Annotated in this window: 25 protein-coding genes; 9 read left to right on the top strand and 16 right to left on the bottom strand. The window is 65.2% G+C overall.

What is annotated here, in order from left to right:
- Positions 1 to 32: 32 nt before the first annotated feature.
- From hydA to GGD62_RS13450, 5 genes are read right to left on the bottom strand one after another with little or no spacing between them, the layout of a single operon-like run.
- Positions 33 to 1454 (bottom strand): dihydropyrimidinase, encoded by a 1422-nt coding sequence (hydA, locus tag GGD62_RS13470; protein ID WP_183233470.1) that lies wholly within the window; start codon positions 1452 to 1454, stop codon positions 33 to 35.
- Positions 1454 to 2185: an aspartate/glutamate racemase family protein gene (locus GGD62_RS13465; protein WP_183233430.1), complete on the bottom strand. Its 732-nt coding sequence runs from the start codon at positions 2183 to 2185 to the stop codon at positions 1454 to 1456. The genes hydA and GGD62_RS13465 overlap by 1 nt, the downstream gene beginning before the upstream one ends.
- A gap of 9 nt (positions 2186 to 2194) precedes the next feature.
- Positions 2195 to 2971 (bottom strand): ABC transporter ATP-binding protein, encoded by a 777-nt coding sequence (locus tag GGD62_RS13460; protein WP_183233431.1) that lies wholly within the window; start codon positions 2969 to 2971, stop codon positions 2195 to 2197.
- On the bottom strand, positions 2971 to 3822 hold the full coding sequence (locus tag GGD62_RS13455) for an ABC transporter permease (protein ID WP_183233432.1): 852 nt from the start codon (positions 3820 to 3822) through the stop codon (positions 2971 to 2973). Before GGD62_RS13455 ends, GGD62_RS13460 begins: the two co-directional genes overlap by 1 nt.
- Positions 3806 to 4810, bottom strand: a complete 1005-nt coding sequence (locus GGD62_RS13450) for an ABC transporter substrate-binding protein (protein WP_183233433.1) — start codon at positions 4808 to 4810, stop codon at positions 3806 to 3808. The genes GGD62_RS13455 and GGD62_RS13450 overlap by 17 nt, the downstream gene beginning before the upstream one ends.
- A gap of 174 nt (positions 4811 to 4984) precedes the next feature.
- Here GGD62_RS13450 and GGD62_RS13445 point away from each other — a divergent pair, with 174 nt between their 5' ends.
- On the top strand, positions 4985 to 5716 hold the full coding sequence (locus GGD62_RS13445; protein ID WP_210316766.1) for a GntR family transcriptional regulator: 732 nt from the start codon (positions 4985 to 4987) through the stop codon (positions 5714 to 5716).
- 2 nt (positions 5717 to 5718) lie between these two features.
- Positions 5719 to 6468 carry an aspartate/glutamate racemase family protein gene (locus GGD62_RS13440; RefSeq protein WP_183233472.1) on the top strand — a complete coding sequence of 250 codons (750 nt, stop codon included), beginning with the start codon at positions 5719 to 5721 and terminating at the stop codon, positions 6466 to 6468.
- Here GGD62_RS13440 and GGD62_RS13435 read toward each other — a convergent pair.
- Positions 6465 to 7847, bottom strand: a complete 1383-nt coding sequence (locus tag GGD62_RS13435; RefSeq protein WP_183233434.1) for an amidase — start codon at positions 7845 to 7847, stop codon at positions 6465 to 6467. The genes GGD62_RS13440 and GGD62_RS13435 overlap by 4 nt on opposite strands.
- A gap of 88 nt (positions 7848 to 7935) precedes the next feature.
- Between GGD62_RS13435 and GGD62_RS13430 the strand changes: the two genes are divergently transcribed.
- From GGD62_RS13430 to GGD62_RS13415, 4 genes are read left to right on the top strand one after another with little or no spacing between them, the layout of a single operon-like run.
- Positions 7936 to 9030 (top strand): ABC transporter ATP-binding protein, encoded by a 1095-nt coding sequence (locus GGD62_RS13430; RefSeq protein WP_183233435.1) that lies wholly within the window; start codon positions 7936 to 7938, stop codon positions 9028 to 9030.
- A 44-nt stretch (positions 9031 to 9074) separates the two neighbouring features.
- Positions 9075 to 10121, top strand: coding sequence for an ABC transporter substrate-binding protein (locus tag GGD62_RS13425; protein ID WP_183233436.1), 1047 nt, complete (start codon positions 9075 to 9077; stop codon positions 10119 to 10121).
- Between the two features lie 3 nt (positions 10122 to 10124).
- Complete coding sequence (locus GGD62_RS13420; RefSeq protein ID WP_183233437.1) at positions 10125 to 10988, top strand: ABC transporter permease; 864 nt, start codon at positions 10125 to 10127, stop codon at positions 10986 to 10988.
- A complete protein-coding gene (locus GGD62_RS13415; protein WP_183233438.1) occupies positions 10988 to 11803 on the top strand; it encodes an ABC transporter permease in 816 nt (271 codons plus the stop codon). Before GGD62_RS13420 ends, GGD62_RS13415 begins: the two co-directional genes overlap by 1 nt.
- On the opposite strand, the gene GGD62_RS13410 is transcribed toward GGD62_RS13415, so the two are convergent.
- Positions 11804 to 12139 (bottom strand): hydroxyisourate hydrolase, encoded by a 336-nt coding sequence (locus GGD62_RS13410; RefSeq protein WP_183233439.1) that lies wholly within the window; start codon positions 12137 to 12139, stop codon positions 11804 to 11806.
- Between the two features lie 26 nt (positions 12140 to 12165).
- Here GGD62_RS13410 and GGD62_RS13405 point away from each other — a divergent pair, with 26 nt between their 5' ends.
- The 3 genes from GGD62_RS13405 (at position 12166) to GGD62_RS13395 (ending at position 15697) form a co-directional block, all read left to right on the top strand.
- Positions 12166 to 13362 (top strand): MFS transporter, encoded by a 1197-nt coding sequence (locus tag GGD62_RS13405; RefSeq protein ID WP_183708811.1) that lies wholly within the window; start codon positions 12166 to 12168, stop codon positions 13360 to 13362.
- The gene (locus GGD62_RS13400) at positions 13343 to 14713 is read left to right on the top strand and encodes an amidase (protein WP_183233441.1); all 1371 of its coding nucleotides are present in this window, start codon (positions 13343 to 13345) and stop codon (positions 14711 to 14713) included. The genes GGD62_RS13405 and GGD62_RS13400 overlap by 20 nt, the downstream gene beginning before the upstream one ends.
- A gap of 84 nt (positions 14714 to 14797) precedes the next feature.
- Positions 14798 to 15697, top strand: a complete 900-nt coding sequence (locus GGD62_RS13395) for a LysR substrate-binding domain-containing protein (RefSeq protein ID WP_183234883.1) — start codon at positions 14798 to 14800, stop codon at positions 15695 to 15697.
- Between the two features lie 159 nt (positions 15698 to 15856).
- Here GGD62_RS13395 and GGD62_RS13390 read toward each other — a convergent pair whose 3' ends face one another.
- The 9 genes from GGD62_RS13390 to GGD62_RS41835 form a co-directional block, all read right to left on the bottom strand.
- Positions 15857 to 17347, bottom strand: coding sequence for an amidase (locus GGD62_RS13390; protein ID WP_183233443.1), 1491 nt, complete (start codon positions 17345 to 17347; stop codon positions 15857 to 15859).
- A 16-nt stretch (positions 17348 to 17363) separates the two neighbouring features.
- Complete coding sequence (locus tag GGD62_RS13385) at positions 17364 to 18161, bottom strand: xanthine dehydrogenase family protein subunit M (protein WP_183233444.1); 798 nt, start codon at positions 18159 to 18161, stop codon at positions 17364 to 17366.
- Positions 18162 to 18172: 11 nt separating this feature from the next.
- Positions 18173 to 20560, bottom strand: a complete 2388-nt coding sequence (locus GGD62_RS13380; protein ID WP_183234885.1) for a xanthine dehydrogenase family protein molybdopterin-binding subunit — start codon at positions 20558 to 20560, stop codon at positions 18173 to 18175.
- A gap of 2 nt (positions 20561 to 20562) precedes the next feature.
- Positions 20563 to 21054, bottom strand: coding sequence for a (2Fe-2S)-binding protein (locus GGD62_RS13375; protein ID WP_183708809.1), 492 nt, complete (start codon positions 21052 to 21054; stop codon positions 20563 to 20565).
- Between the two features lie 21 nt (positions 21055 to 21075).
- On the bottom strand, positions 21076 to 22182 hold the full coding sequence (locus GGD62_RS13370) for an ABC transporter ATP-binding protein (protein ID WP_183234887.1): 1107 nt from the start codon (positions 22180 to 22182) through the stop codon (positions 21076 to 21078).
- 8 nt (positions 22183 to 22190) lie between these two features.
- Positions 22191 to 23111, bottom strand: coding sequence for an ABC transporter permease (locus GGD62_RS13365; RefSeq protein ID WP_183233448.1), 921 nt, complete (start codon positions 23109 to 23111; stop codon positions 22191 to 22193).
- Complete coding sequence (locus GGD62_RS13360) at positions 23108 to 23998, bottom strand: ABC transporter permease (RefSeq protein ID WP_183709010.1); 891 nt, start codon at positions 23996 to 23998, stop codon at positions 23108 to 23110. The genes GGD62_RS13365 and GGD62_RS13360 overlap by 4 nt, the downstream gene beginning before the upstream one ends.
- Positions 23999 to 24077: 79 nt before the next feature.
- Positions 24078 to 25427, bottom strand: coding sequence for a PotD/PotF family extracellular solute-binding protein (locus tag GGD62_RS13355; RefSeq protein WP_183233449.1), 1350 nt, complete (start codon positions 25425 to 25427; stop codon positions 24078 to 24080).
- A gap of 137 nt (positions 25428 to 25564) precedes the next feature.
- Complete coding sequence (locus tag GGD62_RS41835; protein ID WP_409333945.1) at positions 25565 to 25867, bottom strand: hypothetical protein; 303 nt, start codon at positions 25865 to 25867, stop codon at positions 25565 to 25567.
- Between the last annotated feature and the right edge of the window lie 8 nt (positions 25868 to 25875).

The raw sequence follows: 25875 nt of genomic DNA, 5'->3' as shown, positions 1-25875 counted from the left end.
ACGACAGACACGGCACGACAGGCTGCGCCTGATCAGATCAGGCTCGACTTGCCACGGCTCAGCACCTCGCCGGCGCCCTTGTCGCCGACGATCTTGCCCTGGTCGTACACGACCCGGCCGCGGGCAATGGTGGTGACGGGCCAACCGGTGACGTCAAAGCCTTCCCAGGGTGTATAGTCTGCGCCGTGGTGAAGATCGGCCTGCTGAATCTTCCTCTTCAGCTTGGGGTCCCACAGCACGATATCGGCATCGAAGCCGACGCCGATCGAGCCCTTGCGCGGATAGAGACCGTAGATCCTCGCGTGGTTGGTCGCCGTCAGCTCGACGAACCTTTGCAGGGTGATGCGGCCCTTCGAGACGCCTTCGGAGAACAGGATCGGCAGCCGCGTCTCGACGCCAGGAATACCGTTCGGCACCCAGCGGAACGAGGTGCGGGCGTTCGGCGTCAGCTTACCCTTGGGATCATCGTAGCGGAACGGGCAATGATCGGACGAGAAGGTCTGGAACACGCCGGTCGTGATGCCTTCCCAGATCGCCTGCTGGCTCTCGGCATTGCGCGGCGGCGGCGAGCAGACATACTTCGCGCCCGTGATGTCCATGTTCAGGCCCTTCATGTCGTCGGCCGTGAGCGTGATGTATTGCGGGCAGGTCTCGGCATGAACCGGCAGTCCGCGCTGCTGGGCCCAGCGCACCTGCTCCATCGCCTCGCGCCCGGAGACGTGCACGATCATGATGGGAACGCCGATCACCTCGGCATGGCTGATGGCGCGATGTGTCGCCTCGCGCTCGACCGCCTGGGGCCGCGAAGTGCTGTGATAGTAGGGTGCAATGTGGCCCTCGCGCTCGAGCTTGCTGGTGAGGAAGCGAATGGCGTCATAGCCCTCGCAATGAACCATCACCAGCGCCTCCTCGCGGCGCGCAACCTCGAATACCTCGAGCAGCTGCTTGTCGCTGAGCACGAGGTCGTCATAGGTCATGAACACCTTGAAGGAGGTGTAGCCGTCCTTGACCAGGGCCGGCAGCTCCTGCCCGAGCACGACCGCGGTCGGATCAGAGATGATGAGATGGAAGGCGGTGTCCACGTAGCACTCGCCTTCGGCAAGCTTGCGATAGTTCTCGACGCAGGTGCGCAGCGAGGTCCCCTTCTCCTGCAGCGCGAAGGGCAGCACCATGGTGTTGCCGCCGGCCGCTGCCGCGCGTGTCGCCGAGGCAAAATCGTCGGCCATCACCACGTCGGGGCCCGAGGCTTGCGAGATGTGGACGTGGCTGTCGATGCCGCCCGGCAGCGCGAGCAATCCGCTCGCATCGATCTCGCGCGCCGCGCCCTCGATGCGGTCGGAGATGCTGACGATGCGGCCGGCGCGAATTCCGATATCGGCGCGAAACTCGTCGCTGGCCGTCACGATAGTGCCGCCGCGAATGGCGAGATCGAGCTGCGTCACTGATGTCTCCATCACTTGATGACTGGCATTGTCTGGAAGATCCGCCCCCACTGCGCAAGAGCCGAGAGGTCGCCGCCGGCGAGGCAGAGCGTCCGCCATAGCGTGACCGCGACCGAATCGAGCACGGCGATGTCCAGCTCCCGCTCCAGCGCGGTTGCCAGGGCTGCACCGTCGAGATTGGTGCATAGGATGACGATAGCGTCGGCACCCTCACTAGCCACGGCGCGGATCATGTCCGCGATCGTCGCCGGCGCGACCTCGCCGAAGGAAAAGTTGTCGCGCAAGCGGAGGTGGCGCTCTGCGTGCGGGGCAACGCCCGCCTCGGCCCAGACATCGCCGATTCGCCGCTGCACGTCGTCGGTATATGGCGAGACGAGGCCAATGCGTTTGGCGCCGAGCGCGCGGGTGGCCTCGATGCAGGCCAGCGTCGACGTCGTTGCCGGCACACTTGTGCGCGCCGTGATCGCTTCACAAAGGCTTCGATCTCGCCCGATTCCGAGCCAGCTCGCCGAGGTGCCGTTCCAGGCAATCGCATCGACCTTGGCATCGGCCAGCAAGTCCGCGGCGGGAAGCATCGCGGACGCGTCAAATTGGCTGAGCGCCGTTGCGTCGAGCGCGATCTCGGTGACGCGGAAACGCGAGAAGTGCGCCGTGACGCCAGGGACGCCGGCCAGCATCGCACTGGTGACAGGCTCCAGCACCGAGTTGGAGGACGGCGTGATCATGCCGAGACGCTTGCGCATGGCGCTACCCTACGACGCCTGCGCAAGGCGCGTCGACTCCTCCCGGATCAGGGACAGGACGTGGCGCTTTGCATCGTTGAATTCGGGGCTCGTGATGTCGCGCGGGCGCGGCAGGTCGAAATTGACGGCCTCGCGGATCCGGCCGGGCCGCCTGGTCATCACCACGATCTTGTTGCCGAGCACCAGCGCCTCGTCGACGCTGTGGGTAACGAACACGATGGTGCAGCGCCGTTTCTGCCAGATCGCGACCAGCTCTTCCTGCATTTCGAGCTTGGTCTGGGCGTCCAGCGCCGCAAACGGCTCGTCCATCAGGATGACGCTGGGGTTCATGAGCAGCGCGCGTGCGATGCCGACGCGCTGGTTCATGCCGCCGGACATTTCAGAGGGATGATGGTGCTCGAAGCCTCGCAGGCCGACGAGATCGATGAATTCCATGGCGCGGTCGTGCCGTTGGGCCTTGGCAACGCCCTTGAGCTTGAGGTGGAAGGCGATGTTGTCGATCGCGGTCAGCCACGGCATCAGGGTCGGCTGCTGGAACACCACGCCGCGGTCCGAGCCGGGCCGCTCCACCTGCTTGCCGTCGACCAGCGTGCGGCCGGAGGTCGCCTGCTCGAAGCCGGCGATGATGTTCAGGAGTGTCGACTTGCCGCAGCCGGAGGGGCCGAGCAGGCAGACGAAATCGTTGGCCTCGATGTCGAGATTGATGTTGTCCAACGTCAGCAGGTCGCGGCCGCGCCGCTTGTCGGAGAACACCTTGACGATGTTGCGAAGCTCGATTGCCGCCATCAGCCCGCCCTGCCCTGCACGGTGGTCGTCTGCTGCCAGCGCAGCGTGCGCGCCATGATCGCCTTGAGGCCGAGGTCGGAGAGATAGCCGAGCAGCCCGATCGAGATCATCGCCGCGAGCACGATGTCGTAGCGCAGAAAGTAATAGGAGTCCCACAAGACGTAACCGAGGCCGCTCTTCACCGCGACCATCTCGGCCGTGACCGTCAGCATCCAGGCCGATCCGACCGCGATGCGCAGGCCTGCGAAGATCGAGGGCAGCGCCGCCGGCAGCACGATGTCGGTCAGCATCTGCCGCCCGTTCGCGCCCATCATCGCACCAGCACGGACGAGATTGTGGTCCACGGTCTTCACGCCGTGGATTGCGTTCATTAGCACGGGGAAGAAGGCACCGAGGAAAACGAGGAAGATCGCCGGCTTGTCGGCGATGCCGAACCAGATGATGGCGAGCGGAATCCAGGACACCGGCGGGATCGGGCGCAGCATCTGCAGGGTCGGCTCCAGCGTCTTCTCGAACAGGCGCGACCAGCCGATCGCGACCCCGGCGAGGATGCCGAGGAGGCTCGCCAGCGCAAAGCCGCCGAACACGCGAAGCGCGCTGGCGAGCGCGTCGCGCAGCCAGTGCCCGGAATAGGTCTGCGTGGTCTCGTCGAAGCCGAACACCCAGTCGCCGAGCGCATGCAGCACCGCGCTCGGCGCCGGCAGCAGCGCGGGCGGCAGCACGCCACTGCGGGCAAAGGCCTCCCAGCCCGCGATCAGCAACGCGGGCACGACGAGGCGTTCGAGCCCCTGGAACGCCCGCGTCAGCCGAAAGGCCGTCCTTGCGGGCGAGACGTCAATAACCGAGGTCATTCTTGGCCTTTCCGGTGGCATGCGCCAGGAACGAGTAGTCCATGTTCTTCTCCGCTTCCGCGGAGACGTCCTTCGAGATGTATTTGAGGTCGCGCATCATCGCGGCGATCGCGAGCGTCTGCGACCGATGGATCGCCGGATCGGGCGACGCGTTCTTCAGCGCTTCCGTCGCCACATTCTTGTCAAGACCGGTGAGCTTGTTGATGACCTCGATCCACGGCGCCTTGTCGGCAATCAACTTGTTGTCGAGCTCGACCACGGCGCTGACGACGCCCTGCACACCGGCGCGTTGGCTGGCGATCACGTCGGAGCGGGTAACGATGAGATTGGTGAGATTGCCGGCGGCCTGGTCATAGGGCAGCACAAAATGCTTGCCGGCGCCCGCAAGCCGGATCTGCGAGGCGAACGGCTCGACCGAGCAGATCATGTCGACCTCACCGCGCTGCAGGGCCGCGAGATGGTCGGACGGATTGGGGATGTTGATGAACTGGACGTCCTTGTTGGGATCGAGGCCCTGCTTGAGGAATGCGCCCCGCATGTGGATGTCCTGCGCATTGCCGCGCGACGCCGCGACCTTCAGCGGCTGACCGTCGCTCTTCGCCTTCAGAGCGGTCGCCTTGAACGTGGTCCAGTCCTCAGGGGGAAGGTTCAGCTTCGCGGAGGAGAGACACTCCGAGCCGCCGTTGATCTGGCCTGATACGGCGACAACGTCAAAACCTTTGTCAAGCGCGGTGATGTAGTGGAGATAGGTGACCTGCGCGACGTCGATGCTCTTCGACACCAGGGCCGTGAGCACGTCATTGCCCGAGTTGAAGCCGGTAGCCTCGATCTCGACGCCTTTCGCCATGCCCGGGATCAGCGACATCGGCAGGCAGTGCGCACATTTGGCGTAGCCGAGCTTGATCTTCGGGGCTTGCGCGGAGGCAAAATCGCCAGCCCCGAACATCGCCGCCATCATCACAAGGCCCAGTCGCAAACTCGTCCGCATCGCAAACTCCGTTTCGAAGGCGCGAGATCTCGCGCGTCTCGCGAGATCATCGGTCGGCCTTCGCCGCAGCGCAACGGGGATTCTGCATGCTGCATACAATTTGCGCGCTATGCCATTGTTTTCAGCTACATGCGTCGGTATTTTGGGCAAGCCAAGGAGCCGGAAACGGCTAGGATGAACTGTAGCAATGAGGCGCGCGTGCAGCAGAAGTCGGAAATCCCGAAGGGGCGAAAGTCGCCCAAGCTCAAGAGGATGGGCTTGCACGAGCGCGCCGCCGCGCGGATGCGGACGATGATCATTCGCGGCGAGCTGGCGCCGGGATCGCAGACCCAGGAGACCAGGTTGTCAAAGGAGCTGGGCGTATCGCGCACGCCGCTGCGCGAGGCGATGAAGGTGCTGGCGGCGGAGGGATTGATCGAGCTTCGTCCCAACCGCAGCCCGCGCATCGCCGACATCGCGGTTGACGGCATCTCGGAGTTGTTCGAAGCGCTCGCCGGCATCGAGCGGCTGGCCGCCGAGCTGGCGGCGGAGCGCGCGACCGAACGCGACCTCGCCCGCCTGCGGACGCTGCAGACCCGCATGGAGGGTCATCATCGCAACGGCAAGCTCGACGATTACTTCGCCATCAACGGCGAGATCCACAACACCATCGTCCGCATGGCGCGCAACACGCCGCTCCGCGAGGCGCACGAGACGCTGATCTCCCGCGCCGAACGCGCGCGCTATCTGGCGCTGGGCGCCGACAAGCGCTGGAGCAATTCGGTGGATGAGCACGCCGGCATCCTCGCCGCCCTCGAGGCGCGAGACAGTGAAGCCGCGGGACGCCTGCTCGGCGCCCACGTCCGCCAGACCGGCACCGCTTTGCTCGAGACTCTCGCCCCCAAACCCAGGCTGACGGCAGCATGACCATGAAGCTGCTGCTGCTCAACCCCAACACCAGCACCGCGGTCACACAATTAATGACCGATGTCGGACAGCGCGCGGCGGCGCCCGGCACTCAGCTGGTCCCCTGCACCGCGACCCGCGGCGTGCCCTATATCGCCACGCGCACCGAGGCGCAGATCGGCGGCGCCATTGCGTTGGAGATGCTGGCCGAGCAGCACATGAAGGTGGATGCCGCGATCATCGCTGCCTTCGGCGACCCCGGCCTGTTCGCCGCACGCGAGACATTCGACATTCCCGTGGTCGGCATGGCGGAAGCGGCGATGCTGACGGCCTGTATGGCCGGGCGCCGCTTCGCGATCGTCACCTTCGCGCAGGCGCTGGGCCCCTGGTACGAGGAATGCGTCCGCGCCCACGGGCTGTGGGAACGCTGCGCCGGCATTCGCATGCTCGATACGCCGTTCAAGGCGATTTCGGAGGTCGGCACCGAAAAGGAGGATCTGCTCGTCGACCTCGCCCAGCGCGCGATCGTCGATGACGAGGCCGATGTGCTGATTTTTGCCGGCGCGCCCCTCTCCGGCCTTGCCGAGCGCGTTGCGGACCGAATTCCCGTCCCCGTCGTCGATCAGGTGATCGCCTCGGTGAAGCAAGCCGAAGCGCTTCATGCGCTACGCCTGCGCAAGGCGAGCGCGGGCACGTACCGCCGGCCCGCAGCAAAGCCCACCATCGGCCTTCCCGGGGCGCTCGCCGCCCGGCTCGAGCATCGCGACAGCTAGGGGAGCTTCGGCCGGCGATGCGAAAACCCCAATTCGTTCTCGGTGCTACGGCCGAAAGCAAACAGGCGGGATTCGCAGCCCGGCGGCGCGATGATTTGGATGCCGAAGGGCAGCTCATTCTCCCCTCGCCGCACCGGCAAGGTCAGGACCGGAAAGCCGACCAGCGACACCATGAAGGTGACGGCGAGATAGTCGATCGGCGTCTCCAGCGCTACGCCGTCGATCGCGGTGACATCACTGATCTCGTTCGGCCAGGGGAAGACCGAGGCTGCGGGCGCGATCAGGAAATCGGCACGCGCGAACAGCGCGCGAAAGCTGCGGTAGATCGCGGTGCGGCGGCGCTCGGCGTTGAGATAATCTTCGGCGGAAAGCTCTGCGCCCGCCTCGATGTTCCAGATCACGGTAGGTGTGAGCTCGGTGCGGCGCGTCCGCAGCAGCTCGCCATAGCTGTTGGCGATGTGTGCGGCGCGGAGCGTGCGGAAGGTCTCTATCGCGCCGCTGCAATTAGGCGAAAACGGCAGCAGATCGGCAACGCCGGCGAGGGCGTCGCAGGCGGCAGCAAAACGCGCACGAACGTCGCGCGAAACCGGCGCAACGCCAAAATCGGGCGTGACGGCGATCCGGGGGCGTCCTGCGAGCGGCCGATCGTCATTGTAAACGCCGGTCGAGAGCGGATCCTTCGCGTCGTCACCAGCACAGACCGACAGGGCGAGCGCGAGGTCATCGACGCCGCGGGCAAGAAAACCGTGGGTCGCCAGCATATCCCAGCCGAGCGGGCGGCGCGGCGACGGGATGCGGCCGGGCGTCGGACGGATCGAGGCGACTTCGCAGAAGCTTGCGGGCGTCCGCACGGAGCCACCGAAATCGGTGCCGTGCGCCAGCGGCACCATGCCGGCAGCGACCCCGACGGCAGAGCCGCCGGACGATCCGCCGGAGGTCAGCGCGAGATCGAAGGGATTGCGCGTCGGTCCTCGCAATTTATTGGTGCAGACCGCGCCAAAGCCAAACTCCGGCGTGTTGCTCTTGCCCAGAATGATGGCGCCGGCGCGACGCAGCCGCCCCACCACGAGATCGTCCTCGGCCGGCACGTGATCGCGGAACAGCACGGATCCATAAGTCGTTGCAAGTCCCGCAGTGTCGGTGAGATCCTTGATCGCGATCGGCACGCCATGCAGCGGGCCGATTGGCGCGGACGCGGCATCGCAGATTTGCGCGGCACGGCGAGCGCCGTCCGCATCGACGGTGACGAATGCCGCCAATTGCGCATCCTGATCCACGATCCGCGCCAGATGCGCCTCGACGACGTCGCGCGAGGACAGCTCACCGCCGGCAATGGCGCGCGCGAGGGCTGTGGCACTGAGGTCGCATATCGATGTCATCGCACCACAATGCCCGAGTGCGCTGCGAAAGGCGAGCGCCGCGGGCACGAGACTTGCTTTCTCCCTTCGGGCAACGGGAGGCAACATCATGGCTGAAGCGCAAGGCGGCCGTTCGCTCGTCGTCGATGCGGTCACCCACCGCTATCCGAGTGGCGCGCTCGCGGTCGAGAACATCAATCTCGACATCAAGGGCGGCGAGATCATCGCCCTGCTCGGCCCGTCCGGCTGCGGCAAGACCACCCTATTGCGGATCATCGCCGGCTTCATCGCGCAGAGCCAGGGGCGCATCATCATCGGCGATGACATCGTCGATGCGCTGCCGCCGAACCGCCGCGCCGTCGGCATCGTGTTCCAGAACTACGCGTTGTTCCCGCATCTTTCGATCAGCGAGAACGTCGCCTACGGCCTCGCCGCCCGCGGCATCGACAAGGCGACGCGCCAGCGCGAGGCGCAGCGCCTGTTGGAGCTGGTGCAATTGCCCGCGATGGACGAGCGGCTGCCTCGGCAGCTCTCCGGCGGCCAGCAGCAGCGCGTCGCGCTCGCCCGCGCGCTCGCGATCAAGCCGTCGATCCTGCTGCTGGATGAGCCCTTTGCGGCGCTCGACAAGAATCTGCGCCTCGACATGCAGATCGAGGTCAAGCGGCTGCAGCGCGTCTCCGGCATCACCACGCTGATCGTGACGCACGATCAGGAAGAGGCGCTGTCGATGGCCGATCGCGTCGCCGTGCTGAGCCACGGCAAGCTCGAGCAATTCGGCTCGCCGTCCGACGTCTACGACCGGCCGCAGACGCTGTTCGTGAACACTTTTGTCGGCTCGACCAACCGCATGCCAGGAATTGTGGTCTCGACGGACCGCACCGCTGCAAAGATACGCCTCGATGCCGGCGCGGAGATCATCGCGCGCCCCGCGGCCGGCGCCCTCACCGAAGGCGGCCGCGTCACCGTGTGCATCCGACCCGAGCATCTGCAATTCGTCGGCGACGAAACCGGTTTTGCCGGCGTGGTCGGCATGTCGCTGCCGCTGGGCGCCACCGTCGTTCACGAGGTCACGACGGCCGACGGCTCCGGCGTCAAGATCTCCCAGGCGCGCATCGGCGAGACGCGCGCATTGGAGAGCGGCGCCGCCGTGCGCCTCGCACCGCTCGCCCCATCGCTCGCCAACGCCTTTCCTGCATCGCTTTAGGTCCAGTCCAAAACGCTTTTGATCCAGTCCACACGGAGTTCGACATGATCCTCAATCGCCGCAGCCTGATGACGACCGCCCTCACGCTCGGGGCCATGAAGGCGTTTCCCGGACTGAGCTTCGCCCAGGCCCGCCCGCTGGTGTTTGCGACCTTCACCGGAAGCTGGGAGGAAGCGCACAAGGCCGTGCTCGTGCCGGCCTTCCGCAAGGCCAACGCCGATGCCGCGATGGTGCTCGATCCCATGCTCTCGGTCGACCAGATCGCGAAGGTTAACGCCGCCAAGGCCAATCCGCCGATCGACGTCATGCTGCACGATCCGGGTCCTGCCCTCGTCGCCATCGGCCAGGATCTGGTCGAGTCCTATCCGGTCGACAAGAGCGCCTATTACAAGGACCTGATCGCCGAGGCGCAGGAGCCGACGGGCCCCGTCCCCTTCTTCCAGGTTGTCGGCCTCACCTACAATCCGGAAGCCGTCAAGACGCCGCCGACCTCATGGGCCGATCTCTGGAAGCCCGAGTTCAAGGGCCGCGTCGGCATCACCAACCTCAACTCGACGCTCGGCACCGGCTGGCTGGTCGAGATCGCCAAGATGCGCGGCGGCTCGGAAGCCAATGTCGATCCCGGCTTCAAGGCGCTGGAGGAGCTGAAGCCCAATCTCGCCGCGGTGGCAGCCAATCCCGGCGCGCTCGCCACCCTGTTCCAGCAGGGCCAGATCGACATCTCGCCCGGCAATTTCAACGCCATCCAGATCCTGAAAGCCCGCGGCGTGCCGGTCGAGTTCGTGGCGCCGAAGGAAGGCGCCATCGCCTTCAAAACCACGATCCACATCGTCAAGAACTCGCCGAACCGCGAGCTTGCCTTCAAGCTGATCGAGGCGGCGCTGACGCCGGAGGTGCAGACCACGCTGATGAACCCGCCTTATCTGATCGTGCCGACCAACTCCAAAGTGACGATGGGCGGCGAGATCGCGCGCGTGCTGGCCAAGGACACCGCCGAGCTGAAGAAGAAGTTCGTGTTCCAGGACTGGAAGAAGATCAACGAGCAACGCTCGGCCTGGATCGAGCGCTTCAACCGCGAGATCAAGATCTGAACGATGGGCGCAGCACCGGCATCGCGGGACGTCACCTCCTACGGCATGGGATTGGCAGCGCCGCTGGCGCTGTTCTTCCTGCTGTTCTTCGTCGCACCGCTGCTGCAACTGTTCTGGCTCTCCCTGCACAACGACACGGCCGGGCTGCATTGGGGGCTCGGCCAGTACCTGCACTTCCTCACCGACCCCTTCAGCCTCAGCGTGCTCGGCTCGACGCTGCTGCTGGGCGCTGAGGTGACGGCCGTCTGTCTCGTGCTCGGCTTTCCCATCGCCTGGCTCTATCAGCGGGTCGGGCCCAAGCTTCAGACCATCATCATCCTGATCGTGCTGCTTCCGCTTCTGACCAGCGTGGTGGTGCGCACCTTCGCCTGGATCGTCATCCTGGGGCGGCAGGGCATCATCAACGCGACGCTGCAATCCCTTGGGATCATCGATACGCCCCTCAAACTGCTCTACACCCAGTTCGGCGTCGTGATCGCACTGGCGCAGGTGCAGATGCCGCTGATGACGCTGCCGCTGATCACCGCGCTCGGCCGGATCGACCCCAATCTCGACGATGCATCCTGCTCGCTCGGCGCCGGAAGCTGGCGCACCTTCTTCAAAATCGTGCTGCCGCTGTCGCTGCCCGGCGTGATCGCCGGATGCACGTTGACTTATGCCGCCGCGATCACGGCTTTCATCACCCAGTCGCTGGTCGGGGGTGGGCAGATGCTGTTCATGCCGATGTATCTCTATCAGCAGGCTTCGACGCTGCAGAACTGGCCGTTTGCGGCCGCGATCTCGATCATCTTCCTGCTGGCCGTGCTCGCGGTCGTCTCGGTCTTCACCACGCTCGGCCGCATGTCGCGCGGCTATGGAGGCGTGTGATGAGTGGACGCAAGCGCACCCTGGAGGCGTTCAGCTTCGAGCTGGTCATGACCGTGATCGCGATCATCGCGCTGATCCTGATCATCGCGCCCTCGCTCGTGGTCCTGATCGTCTCCTTCACCAGCGGCTTCTCGCTACGCTTTCCGCCGCCGGGCTATTCGCTGCGCTGGTACGCCGAGCTCGGGAATGCGTGGCAGCTGCACTTCGCGGCCAAGAACAGCTTGATCGTCGCGTCATGGGCGACGGGCCTCTCCGTCGTGCTCGGCGTTGCCGCTGCGCTCGCGATCTCGCGGTCGCGGGCGCTGTCGGCGCGGCTGCTGGATTCCCTCTTCATGTCGCCGCTCGTGCTCCCTGCACTCGCCTTCGGCCTTGCGGCCTTGATGCTGTTCTCACTGGTCGGCCTGCCGGTGTCGCCGCTGACGCTGGTGATCGGCCACACTGTGGTCTGCGTGCCCTACGTCGTGCGCAACACGGTCGCCGCGCTTGCCCAGTTGGAGCCGACCCTGCTCGAAAGCTCGGCGGTGCTGGGCGCGAGCCGCCTCTACACGTTCCGGCGGATCGTGTTGCCGCTGATCCGGCCGGGCGTCATCGCGGGCGCCTTCATCGCCTTCATGTCGTCGTTCGACAATGTGCCGGTCTCGCTGTTCCTGCGCGATGCCGCAACCGATATGCTGCCGATCCGGATGTGGCAGGATCTCGAGGGCAAGCTCGATGTCACCATCGCCGCGCTGTCGGGCGTGCTGATCATCGCCACCGTCGCACTGGTCGCCGTCATGGAGCGCATCACCGGCCTGTCGCGGCGACTGACCAACTGATCAGGCCCCACGAAACAGCGAATAGCCCCAGCGCGTGAATTTCAGCGGCAGATGAAAATGTTCATGGACGTTCTTGATACGGAAGCGGAACGGCGCCACGGTCAGGAAGCCGTCGCTGTCGCCGAAGAATTCGCCGAGATGAAACAGGACCTCATACTCACCGGCCGTCACGCCTGCACCTTGCGCGACGGAATGATCGAGCACGCCGTTTGCGCCGAGCCGTCCGTCGGCGATGCACAGCGAATCCGGATCGATCCGCCAGATCTCGACGCGCAGGCCCTGCGCCGGCCGGCCGGTCGCCACGTCGACTGCGTGAATGGAAATACCGCCTGCCACCATGTTCCTCCCGTGAGTGCAGCTGCATGGTAGACGGAAACAATGCCGTTCGGCCAGCGCCCGCACTGCCGCCGGCTCTGGGGGCGATGACCTCGCTCCAGGCGCTGGTGGCGCTCGCGCTGTTCGCGCCGGGCGTGGTCGCGCCGCGCGCCCAGATCGAGGTGTGGCAGCTCTCAATGTTCTCCTGCGCGGTGTTCGCCGTCGGCATCCCCGCCTCGTTCTGGGGCGGCGGTTTCATCGCGCGCCTGGGCTCGCTCCGGATCGCCAGCCTCTGCGCGGCGGCGATCGTCCTCAGCATGGCGCTGGCCTCGCTCGGCTCGACGGCCGCACTGCTTGCCGCCGGCCTCTGCCTCGGCCTTGCATTCGGGCCGGAGACGCCGGCGAGCGCGGCGCTGCTGGCGCGGCTCGTGACGGTCGAACAGCGCGCCTTCGTGTTCTCGGTCCGCCAGACCGGCAACCAGATCGGCGCCGTCTGCGGCTCGCTGGTTCTGCCCGCCATCGCCATCTCGCTCGGACCCGCCTGGTGCTATGCGGCGGTGGGCACCTGTGCGCTGTTGGCGATCCTGATGTTCGAGCGGCTGCGGCCGGCCTATGCCGGCAAGGCAACCCCTCCTCCGGAACTCAGTCTCCGTGCACGGCTGGGCCTCGTCACCGCGGACCGGCGCATCGCGATGCTGGCGCTGGCCTCGATGCCGTTCAGCGCGATGCAGTTGTCGCTCAACACCGTCTTCGTCACGCTCGGCACCCGCGAGCTCGGCCTCAGTCATATCGAGGCCGGGATGGCGCTCGCCTGCGCGCAGACCGGCGGCCTGGTCGGCCGGCTCGGCTGGGGCTATGTCGCCATGCGCCTCAACGCTTCACGTGTGGTTCTGATCGTCATCGGCCTCGGCATGGCGTTCTGCGCCGCGCTGCTCGGCCTTGATGGCGCATCGCTCGGCCGCACCGGCCAGTTCGCGATGGCCGCGCTGCTCGGCCTGACGGCGTCGGGCTGGAACGGCGTCTTCATCGCCGAGATCGCCCACCTTGCGCCACAGGACCGGATCGGCGAGACCACGGGCGCGGTGCTGACCGCATCCTATGCGGGCCTGCTGGCCGCGCCGGCACTGATCTCAATGCTGGACGCCACGGTCAGTCTTGGCGCGGCGTTCGTTACCTTGGCCTGCCTTGTGCTCTGCGGCACATTGGCGTTGATCTGGGGAGGCCATGACAAAACCAGTCAATAGCGCGCGCGGGATCGCCGCCGACGTCACGGCCGGGCGGACGAGCGCCGTCGAGACCGCCGAAGCCGCGCTCGCGCGCATCGAGGCCGCCAAGGCGCTCAACGCGGTGGTGACGATCGATCCCGCGCGGACGCTTGCCGATGCTGCGAGGGTCGACGATCGCCTGCGCGCCGGCGAGACGATGTCGCTCGCCGGCGTGCCCATCGTCGTCAAGGACAACATCTGGGCCAGTGGCTGGCGCGTGACGCAGGGCTCGCGCCTGTTCGCCGATTTCGTCGCGCCGCAAGATGCGGTTGCGATCGAGCGACTGCGCAAGGCCGGTGCTGTCATCGTCGGCATCGGCGCGACGTCGGAATTCGCCTGCAAGGGCGTCACGACCTCACAGCTCTACGGACCCACGCGCCATCCGCTCGATCCCGCGTTGACACCGGGCGGCTCGTCCGGCGGTCCCGCCGCTGCGGTCGCAGCCGGCCTCGTGCCGCTCGCGATCGGTACCGATGCCGGCGGCTCCAGCCGCAGGCCGCCGGCCCATGTCGGCGTCGCCGGCTTCAAGCCGTCCTACGGCGCGATTCCATATGGGCCCGGTTTCGCCGAGCCGTTCTTCGGTCTTTCCGTCATTGCACCGATCGCATCTGATGTGGCCGATATCGCATTGGCGTTCGAGTCCATGGCCGGCGCCGATCCGCGCGACCCGGATTCCGCCCTCGTTGCACGGCAGGCGGAAGACATAGGCGGCGTGCGCATGGCATTCTCACCGCGACTTGGCTTAGACGTCGCGGTCGACGACATCGTCGAGAATGCCCTCGCCTCCACTGTCGACCGCCTCTCCGCGGCAGGCTTGCGCATCACTCGACGCGATCCCGTCTGGCCGACGGGCGCGACCGAAGACGCCATCATGCCACTCCAACATGCCGGTCTCGCTGCGCTCTATGGGGACGCGTTCCGCAAGGACCCGGCCATCTTTGATCCTGATGTCGCCAAGCAGATCGAACGCGGCCTTTCCTGGTCGGGTGCCGAGGTTGCTGGAGCTCTGGTCGCGAGCGCCGCGATCGCCAATGCTTTCGCGGCCTTCCTCACCGACGTGGACCTGCTGCTGACCCCAACTGTCCCCTGCGTCGCTTGGTCACTGACGCAGCTTGGTCCCGACATGATCGGCGGAAAACCCGCGAGCCCACGGGGGCACGCGGTGTTTACTCCTTTTGTCAATCATGCCCGCCTGCCGGCGATCTCGATCCCGTGCGGAACGGATCCGCGCGGACTTCCATTCGGCCTGCAAATCATCGCGAGGCGCGGGCAGGACCTGACGCTGCTTGGCGCCGCACACCAGATCGAGGCCATGCTGCAAGCGTGTTGAAGCCGGCTTGGCTCGTCACTATGAGCATGGGCCAGCACGCGCTAGCATGGAACTTGCATAAATTCTGGGCGACATGGACGCCGCATGAACCTCATCAGTCTCGACATCCGCATGCTCCGGTCGCTGATCTCGGTGGTCGAGACCGGCAGCATCACCGAGACCGCCCGACGGCTGGGCCGCACCCAGCCGGCGATTACCCTGCAACTGCAGCGGCTAGAGGAGCTGACAGGCAAGCAATTGTTCGAGCACGCCGGCCGCCGGCTGACGCTGACCGATGACGGCACCACCGTCCTCACCTACGCCAAATCCATCCTAAGGTTGCATGACGAGCTGATCTCGCAACTGGCGTCGCAGGAGATCGAGGGTCAGGTCGTGCTCGGCACGCCCGACCTCTACGCCGCCTTCATGCTGCCGCAGATCCTCAGCGTGTTCCGAAAATCCTTTCCGCGCGTGCAGGTCGAGCTCAATTGCGCGCTGTCGACGCCACTGGTCGGCCTCGTCAAGCGCGGCGACGTCGACATCGCGCTCGTCACCCGCATGAACGATTTCACCGGCGGCCAGGTGGTGCGGCGCGAGCAACTGGTCTGGATGACCGGTGATCAATCGGTCGCGCACCAGGAGCGTCCGATTCCGCTGGCGCTGCTGCCCCCCGGAAACATCTATCGCGACTACGCTATCGACACGCTGGAGCGTGCCAATCTGCGCTGGCGCATCGCCTGCGTCAGTGAAAGCGTCGGAGGTCTCCAGGCCGCGGCTTTCGCCGGCATGGCCGTCACCGTGCTCGGCCGCAGCGCGCTGGTGCCGGCGATGCGCGAGATCGGACCGAACGAAGGCCTGCCGCCACTGCCGAAGATCGAGCTGTTGCTCTACAAATCGAGCGGCGCCACCTCGAAGGCCGCGACCGCGCTGCACGACTATCTCGCGCATTATCTGCGCCTCGACGAAGAGCTCAGCGGCCGCGGCCCGCCGATCGAGCTGGGCTAGGCCCACAAAAACGCGAAAACAACCCCATGCACAGTAGAACGGCCTTTGTTTGCAAAGGGTTTTTCGCGCGTCACTTTACGGAGCACCGAGCCCACGATTCCGGACCGTGCCTGCGCGATCTGACACGTCGGGCAAAACACCAATCGTATCATGACCGCTTCACCCCTTGGCGCGCTCCCCACCCGCCTGGCGTAGCGCCAGCTGTGGCCAGAATTTCGCCCAGGGCTGCGCCTGCTCGAACGCCGCGGCGATGCGGAAGATCGTGGGCTCGTCGAGCCAGGGCGCGACAATCTGAAGACCGATCGGCATCCCGTCACGATCGAAGCCGCAAGGCAGTGTTGCCGCCGGAAGACCGGCGAGATTGACCGGCCAGGTAAACGGCGACCAGCCGAGATGCGGATCGACCTTGCGGCCATCGATGGTGTCGACTCCGATCCGGCCAGCTTCGAACGCAGTGACCGCGACCGTCGGCGTCACCAGCACATCGACGCGTTCGAACAATTTGACGAAGGCACTGCGCGTCTGGCCGCGGCGGTAACTCGCTTCGATGTAATCCGTGCCGCTGTAGCGCCGGCCGGCGCTGACGACATTGCGATAGTCGGCCTCCGAGCTTGCAAGATCGGTTGCGGACTTGCTCGCAACCGCCGCCGCCTGTTCGGTAAAGGCGATCGGCTTCAGCGTGTGCTCCAAAATGCCGGGATCGAGACCAGGCCCGTCCATGGTGACCTGCGCACCGCAGGAATCGAGAATGGCAAGCGCCTTGCCAAATGCTGCGCACACGTCCGGGCTGACGGCGGCGTAGCCGAGATCGGCGCTGGCTCCGATACGAATGCCGTCCAGGCACCCAGCATCCGTATTGAAGCGGCGTGCGGACGCGGGAAGGCTCGCGGCATCACGCACGTCGTAGCCGGCTATGATCTCCAGCGTCAGCGCAGCATCCGCGACCGTGCGCGTGATCGGGCCGGTATGGGCGAGCGAGGCCCAGGATGGCGGCGAGAAGCCGGGCGAGCGCGGTACGAGACCAAAGGTCGGCTTCAGGCCGAACACGCCGCAGAAGGAGGATGGCACCCGGATCGAGCCGACGCCGTCGGTGCCGATCGCGATCGGGCCGCAGCCGGCAGCGACGCTCGCCGCGGCGCCGCCGCTCGACCCGCCGCTGGTGCGACCAGGGTTCCAGGGATTGCGCGTGATGCCGGTGACGGGGCTGTCGGCTGTCAGCTTGTAGCCTGACTCGCAGGTCGTGGTCTTGCAGGTGATGATCGCGCCGGATGCCTTCAGGGCCGAGACCACGGCAGCGTCGGCCTCAGGCACGAAGCCCTCGTTCATCGGCGAACCTGCATAGGCCGGCACGCCCGCGACGAAGACGAGGTCCTTGATCGTGACGGGCACACCGGCGAGCGGTCCCTTCGCTTCGCCCGCCCGCATTTCCCTGGTGAGACGGTCGGCCTCCGCCCTCGCCTGCTCGTACATCGGCGTCACCACCGCGTTGCAGGTCTCGTCCGCCGCCTCCAGCGCGGCGATGGTGTCGTCAATGACATCGCGCGGGGTGAACGCCTTGCGCCGGTAACCGGCCATGATCTCGGTTGCAGAAAGCGCGCCAAGGCCAGTCGGCGCCGGCGGAAAGGCCGTTCGGCCGGAACCATCAGTCATCATCAACCCTAAGGAGCTAGTTGAGCGCCGCGTCGACGGCGCGCTTGGCCATGACCGTGACGAGATGCGCGCGGTAATCGGCTTCCGCATGGATATCGGAGGTGAGACCGTCGGTGTCGATCTTGATCGCCGCGATCGCGGACGGATCAAAGTTGCCCGACAGCGCCGCCTCCATCGGCGGCACGCGGAACACGCCGGGACCCGCGCCCGTTACGGCGACGCGGAAGCCGTCGGCAAATTTCGCGACGAACACGCCGACCAGCGCATAGCGCGACGCCGGCGCTTTGAACTTTGCGTAGCCCGCTTTCAGCGGCACGGGAAAACGGATCGCCGTAATGATCTCGCCGGGTTCAAGCGCGGTTTCGAACAGACCGAGGAAGAACCTGTCGGCGGCGATCTCGCGCGTGCTGGTTACGATGGTGGCACCGAGACCGAGCACGCCGGCGGGATAATCCGCAGCAGGATCGTTGTTGGCGACGGAGCCACCGATGGTGCCGCGGCTGCGCACGGCGGGATCGCCGATCATCGAAGCCAGCGCCGCGAGCCCGGGAATTTTCTCCTGCACCAACTTTGAAGCTGCGACCACCGCATGCGGCGTCATCGCGCCGATCGTGACAATGGCACCGTCGTCAGCGATGCCCTTGAGATTTCCGAGCTTCGAAAGATCGACCAGCGCCGGCGGATTGGCCAGTCGCTGCTTCAGCGTCGGGATCAGCGTCATGCCGCCCGCAACAAGCTTGCTGTCCTCGATCGAGGTCAGAAGCTTAGCCGCATCTGGAATCTGGTGAGGCTGGTGATAGGCAAATGGTTTCATTGTTGTCCTCCCTATTCCGCGGCGACCGGCAGCGACGCATTCTGCAACAGGCGCCAGATCCGGTTCGGCGTCGCCGGCATGTCGACATGGGTGACGCCCAGGTGCGACAGCGCATCGACCACCGCGTTGATGACGGCGGCGGGCGAGCCGATGGTGCCGACCTCGCCGCAGCCCTTCACACCCATCGGCGTATGCGTGCAGAGCGTGGAATGGGTTGCCACTTTCATCATCGGCAGATGGTCGGCGCGCGGCATGCAGTAATCCATCAGCGAGCCCGACAGAAGCTGGCCCGAGCCTTCGTCATAGACCGCGCTCTCGAACAGCGCCTGGCCGACGCCCTGCACGATGCCGCCATGCAGCTGGCCCTCCACGATCATCGGGTTGATGACCGTGCCGACGTCGTCCACCGCGGTGTAGTTGACCAGCGTCACCGTGCCCGTCTCGGGATCGACCTCGACTTCAGCGATGTGGCAGCCGCCGGGATAGGTGAAGTTGACGGGGTCGTAATAGGCCTGCTCCTCAAGCCCCGGCTCCAGCACCTCAAGCGGATAATCGTGTGGCACGTAGGCAGCGCCCGCGATCTCCTCGAACGTCTTGGCGCGATCCGTGCCCGCAACCGAAAATTTGCCGCTCTCGAACTGAATATCGACCTCAGCCGCTTCGAGCAGATGGGCCGCGATCTTCTTGCCCTTGGCGATGACCTTGTCCGTCGCCTTCGACAGCGCCGCACCGCCGACCACCAGGGAGCGCGAGCCATAGGTGCCCATGCCGAACTGCACGCGGTCGGTATCGCCGAACACGATGTCGACATTCTCGAAGGCGACCCCAAGCTTGTCCGAGACGATCTGGGCAAACGTCGTCTCGTGGCCCTGGCCGTGATTGTGGGTTCCGATCATGACCGTCACCTGGCCGGTCGGATGCACGCGCACCGTGGCGCTTTCGTACAGACCGCCGCGCGCGCCCAATCTCCCGGCGAAGCGCGACGGCGCAAGGCCGCAGGCCTCGACGTAGGTGGAATAACCGAGCCCGCGGAATTTGCCCTTGCTGGCAGACGCCGCCTTGCGGATGCCGAAATTCTTGACGTCGGCCGCGACGAGGGCGCCGTCGAGACAGCCCATGGGATCGCCGGAATCGTACTGCACCAGCACCGGCGTCTGGTACGGATAGGCCTCCTTCGGGATCATGTTGCGGCGGCGGATCTCGACGCGGTCGATCCCCATCTCGCTGGCGGCGACATCGACGATGCGCTCCAGGACGAAGGTCGCCTCGGGACGGCCAGCGCCGCGATAGGCATCCACCGGCACCGTATTGGTGAAGACCACCTTCACGTTGCAGTAGATCGCAGGCGTCGTGTAGACGCCGCCGAGCAGCGGCCCATAGAGATTGGTCGGGATGTTCGGCCCGAAGGTCGAGAGATAGCCGCCCATATTGGCGAGCGTGTTGACGCGGAAGGCCAGGAATTTTCCGGTCTCGTCGAGCGCCAGCTCGGCCTCGGTGACGTGATCGCGGCCGTGACGATCGGAGACGTAACCTTCCGAGCGGCTCGCGACCCATTTCACCGGCCGCTTCACGCGCTTGGCGGCCCAGGTGATGACGGCCTCCTCGCCATAGTGGAACTGCTTGACGCCGAATCCGCCGCCGACATCGGGCGCAACCACCCGCAGCTTGTGCTGCGGGATGTTCAGCACCAGCGCCCCCATCAGGAAGCGTACGACATGCGGGAATTGGCTCGTGGTCCACAGCGTGAATCGGTCCGTGCCTGGCTCGTATTCCGCGATCGCCGCACGCGGCTCCATCGGATTGCCGATCAGGCGGTTGTTGACGAGGCTCAGCTTTGCGACATGCGCAGCTTTCCGGAACGCGGTCTCGACGGCGGCCTTGTCACCGAGCTCCCAGTCGCAACAGATGTTGTTCGGGACGTCGTCGAACAATTGCGGCGCGCCGGGCCGGACGGCTTCGAGCACGCCGACGACTGAAGACAGCACTTCGTAGTCGATCGCGAGCAATTCGGCTGCAGCATTTGCCTGCTCCGGCGTCTCCGCCACGACGAAGGCCACCATGTCACCAACGAAGCGCACCTTGCCCTGCGCCAGCATCGGAAACGGCGGCTCCTTCATCGGCACGCCCTGCGCATCCGAGATACCCCAGCCGCAAGGCAGTGATCCCAGGCCATCGGCCTTGACGTCGTCGCCAGTCAACACGGCAATCACGCCTGATGATGCCAGCGCCGCACTCTTGTCGATGCCGCGCAGCAGCGCATGGCCATGCGGAGAGCGCACGAATACGCCGGCCGTCATGCCCGGACGCTTGATGTCGGAGACGTAATTGCCGCGGCCGGTGAGGAAGCGCTGGTCCTCTTTGCGCTTCGGCGCGGCGCCGATGCCGATGACATTGCCCATGGTCACTCTCCCTTGGCGGCGTTCATGGCGGCAGCGCCAGCCAGCACCGAAACGACGATGTTCTGGTAGCCGGTGCAGCGGCAGATGTTGCCTTCGAGGCCATGGCGGACATCGGCCTCTGTCAGGTCAGACTTCTCCGCGGCGAGCGCGACCGCGGTCATCAACATGCCGGGTGTGCAGAACCCGCATTGCAGCCCGTGATGCTCACGAAAGGCCTCCTGCATGGGATGCATTTGGTTCGAGCCCGGCGCACCTTGCAGACCTTCAATGGTGAGCAGCGTCGCGCAATCAAGCGCCGGAGCCAGCAGCGTGCAGCTCTTCACCGGCAAACCGTCGAGATGCACTACGCAGGCGCCGCACTGGCTGGTGTCGCAGCCGATATGGGTGCCCGTGAGATGGAGCTGCTCGCGCAGCAGCCCGGCGACGAGCGTCGCCGGTTCGACGTCCACGGTGGTTGGCCGGCCGTTGAGTGTGAAGGATATCTGCACGGTCATACTCCTGTGCGCGATTGGTCTTTAGGCGAGAGGCAAGGCGCTGCCGGCGGCCCATGTGGCCATCACGACATCGCCGACTGTGAAGGGGTCCGCAAAGAAGGTCTTTTCCGGCACATAGGCGACGAACTCGTCGTCCGGTACGGTGTCGAGCATCACCTTGACGAAGTAGCCCTGATATTCGATCGCGAGCACCCGGCTCGGCAGCGACGTGGTGCACCCGGGCGGCAGATCCCTGCCCGGCCGCACCAGCGCAACATCATCGCGGCGCACGGCGATATCGACCTTGTCGCCGACGTTGACGGTGGGCCGCGCCAGAAGCGGCACCTCGATGCCGTCAGGCGCAGCCTGCGCAAGCGTAAAGCTTGCGCCGTTGACCTTCTCGACCCGGCCGGACAGCACGTTCTGCCCGCCCATGAACTCGGCGACGTAGCGATCGTGCGGGTGGGCGTAGACGTCCCGCGCCGCTCCCGCCTGCTTGATCTTGCCCTGCTCCATCACCACGACGAGATCGGCGAGCGCGATCGCCTCGAGCTGGGTGTGGGTGACGTGGATGAACGTGATGCCAAGCTCCTGCTGCATCCGCCGCAGTTCCTGGCGCATCTGCACACGGAGCTGCTCGTCGAGCGCCGACAGTGGCTCGTCCAGCAGCAGCACCCGCGGCTCGGTGATCGCCGCACGCGCCAGCGCCACGCGCTGCTGCTGGCCGCCGGAGAGCTGGGCCGGCAAGCGGTCGGCGAATTGCGTCAGCCGTACCTTCTCGATCATGGCATCGGCTGCGCGCAGGCGATCGGCCTTGGATTGGCCTCGCACCCGCAAGGCAAAGGCGATGTTCTCACGCACCGTCAGATGTGGGAACAGCGCATAGGACTGGAACATCATCGCAGTGCGGCGCTGCACCGGCGCCAGTCCGACCACATTCTGCCCCCCGATGACGATCTCGCCTGCGGTCGGATCATCGTGACCGGCGATCATGCGCAGGATCGTGGTCTTGCCGCAGCCGGACGGGCCGATGAAGCAGCAATAGGCGCCGTCCGCGATCCTAAGATTGACGCCGTCAACCACGTAGGTCGCGCCGTCAAAACTCTTGCAGACACCCGCCAGTTCGATATCGCCGCGATCGTTCTTCATTTCCCAGCTCAACCCTTTGCACTGCTGCCGCGCTTCTTCTGGATCAGCACGATGCTGCCTAGGCTCGCGCCGATGACGATGAAGGAGACGACGGTAGTCACGGTGCCGAGCGCATAAAGCGAGGGCGAAGTGACGTTCAGCGTCATGCTCCAGATTTCCAGCGGCAGCGTGTTTAGCGAGCCCGCGGTCTGGAGGCTGCGCGCAAACTCATCATACGACAGCGTGAAACCGAACAGGGCGACCGCGACGAGGCCGGGTGCAAGCACCGGGATCATCACCAGCCGAATCGACTGCCAACGGCTGGCGCCGAGGTCGTAGGCCGCCTCCTCCCAGACATGGTTGAAGCGCGACATCACCGCGAACATCACGAGCACGCCGAACGGTAGCGTCCAGGACAGCTGCGCACCGAGCGCCGAGGTGTACCAGCTCGCATTCAGCCCGAGTGCCTGGAACAGGAGACCCGTGCCGAGACCGAGCACGAGGCCGGGCGCGACCAGGCTGCCGATCATCATGTAGAAGACGAAGCTGTCGCCTCCGAAGCGTTTGCGGAAGCCGAGGCCGGCAAGAAACGAGACCACCACAGTGATGACGGTGACGATGACCGCGAGCTTGATCGAGCGGTCGAACGAGCCCTTGACGTCCCCAGTCCGGACCTGGGTGACGAGGTCCGCGAACCAGTGCAGCGAATGCCCCTTCATCGGGAACACGAGGCCGCCGCGAATGTCCTGGAAAGACAGGATGTAGATGCAAAACATCGGGCCGTAGAGCGCGATGACGTAGGCAGCGAACAGCGTCGCCAGCACGTAGAAGGTCCAGGGCCTGCGGCCCGTGCTCGGCGCGATCGCCTTGGTGGCCGCAGGCGCGACGGTCTTGGACGTTTCGGTCTTGGACTTTTCGGTCTTGGGCATGTCGGCGAGAACCGCGCTCATCGCGTGATCTCCTGCCGAATGTCGACGGTGCGCAAGATCAGCGAGACGATCGCAACCAGCACCAGGGTCAGCAGCACCGCGCTCGCCGCCGCGGTCGGATATTGCAGCACGCCGACGTCCTCGTAGAACGCGCTGACCACCGAGGCCGAACCGCCGCCGGACATCACCTTCACCACGAAGAAGTCACCCATCACGATCGAGACCACGAAGATGGTGCCGAGCGCGATGCCGCTCTTGGACATCGGCACTACGATCAGGCGCATGATGTCGAACCGGCTCGCGCCGTCATCGATCGCGGCCTCGATCAGCTTCTTGTCGATCCGCGCCATGGAATTGAAGATCGGCACGATCATGAAGATCGTGAGCTGATGGACGTAGGCGATAACGACGGCGAGGTCGGAGAACAGCAGCACTTCGAGAGGCTGCCGGATCACGCCCAACCCCAGCAGCGCCTGGTTGATCAGGCCTTCCTTGCCGAGCAGCGGGATCCACGAGATCATCCGGATGATGTTCGAGGTCCAGAACGGCACCGTGCAGAGCAGGAACAGGCCGATTGCCAGGAGTTGATTGCGAACGTGGAACACCAGGAAGTACGCGACGAAGAAGCCGATGATCAGGGTGAATATCCAGGTCAGCGCCGTGAACTTGATCGTCGCCAGATACAATTTCAGCGTCAGCGCCGAATGCAGCACCTCGACGTAGCTGGCCAGCGTAAAGCCCGGCGTCAGTCCGCCGAAGCCGTCGGTCGCAAAGAAGCTTGCGGCCAGCACAACCAGGATCGGCGCGACGAAGAACGGCACGAGCACCAGCACCAGCGGCGACACGTAGAGCCAGCCGGCGAGATTTGCGCGTGGTGACTTTTGAGCTGGACTAGACCTTGGCTGCATGTCGGCGAACGCCTCGAAGTCTTCTCGCACCGGCGCAGTTCACGCGCCGGTGCTTCGCTTAAGTCAGGGAAAGCAGGTTTCAGGCCACCTTGAAGTCGTTCCAGCGCTTGTTCATGTAGGCGGCTTCATCCATCAGCGTGTTCCAGCACGAGATGTTCTTGACGCGATCGAGGAACGAGCCGCCGTCACGCTTGGTGCCGGCCTTCTCCATCGGCACACCGTAGGGATCATTGATGACCTCCGGCGCCGGCTTACCGTCGTACCAGAAATCCCATTCGGCAGCGGTCAGGAATTTCTTCGCCGTCGACGGCACCGGGCTGTAATAGCCGTAGCGGCCGACGAAGCCCCCCTGCCAGCCCGAGAGGTACCAGTTGAGATATTCGTAGGCGGCATCTAACTTTTTGCCGGAGAGATGCTTCATCAGGCCCATGCCGTTGCACCAGCCGCGATAGCCCTCCTTGCCGTTCTTGACGTTGACCGGCGCATAGACGCAGGGAATCTCCTTGACGCGGACAGCTGCGACCGCCGGCGACCACATCGACTGGATGACCACCTCGCCCGCGGCCATCAGCTGCACCGACTGGTCGAAGGTGGTCCAGGTCGCCCGGAACTGGCCCTGCTTCTTCAGCTCGATCAGCTTGTTGCAGGTGAAGTCGATCTCCTCCTTGGTCATGTTGCCCTTGTTGCCGTACTTGATCAGCCCGGCGCTTTCGAAGCAGAGCGCGGCATCCATGATGCCGATCGCGGGCACGTCGAGGATCGCGGCCTTACCCTTGAATTTCGGATCGATCAGGTCCTTCCACTCGGTCACTTCATAGCCGACGAGGTCGGGGCGATAGCCGATGGAGTCGGCGTTGTAGACCTGCGGCAGGAAGGTCGCCCACTCGGTGACGCCGTCGTGCAGATCGGTCGAGTCGGGCTTGGAGATGTACATGGCTTCATAAGGCGAGATGCCCTGGCGCGGGATCTTGTGGCCGTCGATCTCGCCCTTGGTGAAGATCGGCAGGATGTTGTCGAACTCCTTGATCTTCTTGACCTCGATGCCCTGGATCACCCCGCGCTTGGCGGCAAGCTTGGCCTGCCAGCCCTCGAGGTCGGCGATGTCGACCGTATTAGGCTGGCTTATGAAGCGGTTGATGGCGGCGGAGGTGTCGAGGTTCTGCATCGTCACCTTGAAGCCGAGATCCTTGGCGGCCTGGTCGCCGATCGCTTTCACCACCGAATAGGAGACGCCGACATGGCGCAGCTCGATGTCCTTGATCTCCTGCGCCCAGATGGTCGGGAATCCGCGGATCGCATCCGATCCTGCGGCTGCGCCCGCAACCGCGGCTGCCCCCTTCAACAGGGTGCGCCGGCTCAACTTTTTCGCAGCTTTCGTCTCCGATCCCGCCGGAATGGAAGTGGACGTCCCCTTAGCCCCGTCAGACATGGCAACCCTCGTTGGTTACGATGAACGCTCGCGCCGGACGCCATTGACCGGCCGCGGATGTGATCAGTTGCGCGCGAGGCTAGAGGCGGGATTCTGCGAAGTAAAATTGGAAGTAGCAATTCACGGCATAAGCGCCACTAATGGCTCAACTCTCTGCACGTCATCTCGGCACGCGGCTTAGGAAGGCAGCAGGCCGATGTGCCGATCGCGGTGAATAGGAGCTTCTCCGGTCCGTCGTTCCTCGAATTGCTCGGAGCACGACTCCTGCTCGCACCACAAGCGACCGTGTTGGCCTTCACAGCCTTCAGCCGCTGATCTTGCGCATCTACCGCCTGCTTTACCTCGATCACGAGCTTCTTGTCCGGCGCAGCCCGGTGTAGCCGCTCGACCGCCTGAAACAGCGGCAGCTCGCCGAGAAAGGCGTGGTGCTCGGGAAACACCGCGTCTC

The sequence above is a fragment of the Bradyrhizobium sp. ERR14 genome, assembly GCF_014198235.1.
Classification (GTDB): Bacteria; Pseudomonadota; Alphaproteobacteria; order Rhizobiales; family Xanthobacteraceae; genus Bradyrhizobium.
Note: the sequence above shows the minus strand (reverse complement) of the source record. Positions and strands in the feature narration are given on the sequence as shown.

Coding starts and splice junctions, on each gene's coding strand:
- hydA (WP_183233470.1), bottom strand. CDS start 1,454: ATGGAGACATCAGTGACGCAGCTCGATCTCGCCATTCGCGGCGGCACT.
- GGD62_RS13465 (WP_183233430.1), bottom strand. CDS start 2,185: ATGCGCAAGCGTCTCGGCATGATCACGCCGTCCTCCAACTCGGTGCTG.
- GGD62_RS13460 (WP_183233431.1), bottom strand. CDS start 2,971: ATGGCGGCAATCGAGCTTCGCAACATCGTCAAGGTGTTCTCCGACAAG.
- GGD62_RS13455 (WP_183233432.1), bottom strand. CDS start 3,822: ATGACCTCGGTTATTGACGTCTCGCCCGCAAGGACGGCCTTTCGGCTG.
- GGD62_RS13450 (WP_183233433.1), bottom strand. CDS start 4,810: ATGCGGACGAGTTTGCGACTGGGCCTTGTGATGATGGCGGCGATGTTC.
- GGD62_RS13445 (WP_210316766.1), top strand. CDS start 4,985: ATGAACTGTAGCAATGAGGCGCGCGTGCAGCAGAAGTCGGAAATCCCG.
- GGD62_RS13440 (WP_183233472.1), top strand. CDS start 5,719: ATGAAGCTGCTGCTGCTCAACCCCAACACCAGCACCGCGGTCACACAA.
- GGD62_RS13435 (WP_183233434.1), bottom strand. CDS start 7,847: ATGACATCGATATGCGACCTCAGTGCCACAGCCCTCGCGCGCGCCATT.
- GGD62_RS13430 (WP_183233435.1), top strand. CDS start 7,936: ATGGCTGAAGCGCAAGGCGGCCGTTCGCTCGTCGTCGATGCGGTCACC.
- GGD62_RS13425 (WP_183233436.1), top strand. CDS start 9,075: ATGATCCTCAATCGCCGCAGCCTGATGACGACCGCCCTCACGCTCGGG.
- GGD62_RS13420 (WP_183233437.1), top strand. CDS start 10,125: ATGGGCGCAGCACCGGCATCGCGGGACGTCACCTCCTACGGCATGGGA.
- GGD62_RS13415 (WP_183233438.1), top strand. CDS start 10,988: ATGAGTGGACGCAAGCGCACCCTGGAGGCGTTCAGCTTCGAGCTGGTC.
- GGD62_RS13405 (WP_183708811.1), top strand. CDS start 12,166: ATGGTAGACGGAAACAATGCCGTTCGGCCAGCGCCCGCACTGCCGCCG.
- GGD62_RS13400 (WP_183233441.1), top strand. CDS start 13,343: ATGACAAAACCAGTCAATAGCGCGCGCGGGATCGCCGCCGACGTCACG.
- GGD62_RS13395 (WP_183234883.1), top strand. CDS start 14,798: ATGAACCTCATCAGTCTCGACATCCGCATGCTCCGGTCGCTGATCTCG.
- GGD62_RS13390 (WP_183233443.1), bottom strand. CDS start 17,347: ATGACTGATGGTTCCGGCCGAACGGCCTTTCCGCCGGCGCCGACTGGC.
- GGD62_RS13385 (WP_183233444.1), bottom strand. CDS start 18,161: ATGAAACCATTTGCCTATCACCAGCCTCACCAGATTCCAGATGCGGCT.
- GGD62_RS13380 (WP_183234885.1), bottom strand. CDS start 20,560: ATGGGCAATGTCATCGGCATCGGCGCCGCGCCGAAGCGCAAAGAGGAC.
- GGD62_RS13375 (WP_183708809.1), bottom strand. CDS start 21,054: ATGACCGTGCAGATATCCTTCACACTCAACGGCCGGCCAACCACCGTG.
- GGD62_RS13370 (WP_183234887.1), bottom strand. CDS start 22,182: ATGAAGAACGATCGCGGCGATATCGAACTGGCGGGTGTCTGCAAGAGT.
- GGD62_RS13365 (WP_183233448.1), bottom strand. CDS start 23,111: ATGAGCGCGGTTCTCGCCGACATGCCCAAGACCGAAAAGTCCAAGACC.
- GGD62_RS13360 (WP_183709010.1), bottom strand. CDS start 23,998: ATGCAGCCAAGGTCTAGTCCAGCTCAAAAGTCACCACGCGCAAATCTC.
- GGD62_RS13355 (WP_183233449.1), bottom strand. CDS start 25,427: ATGTCTGACGGGGCTAAGGGGACGTCCACTTCCATTCCGGCGGGATCG.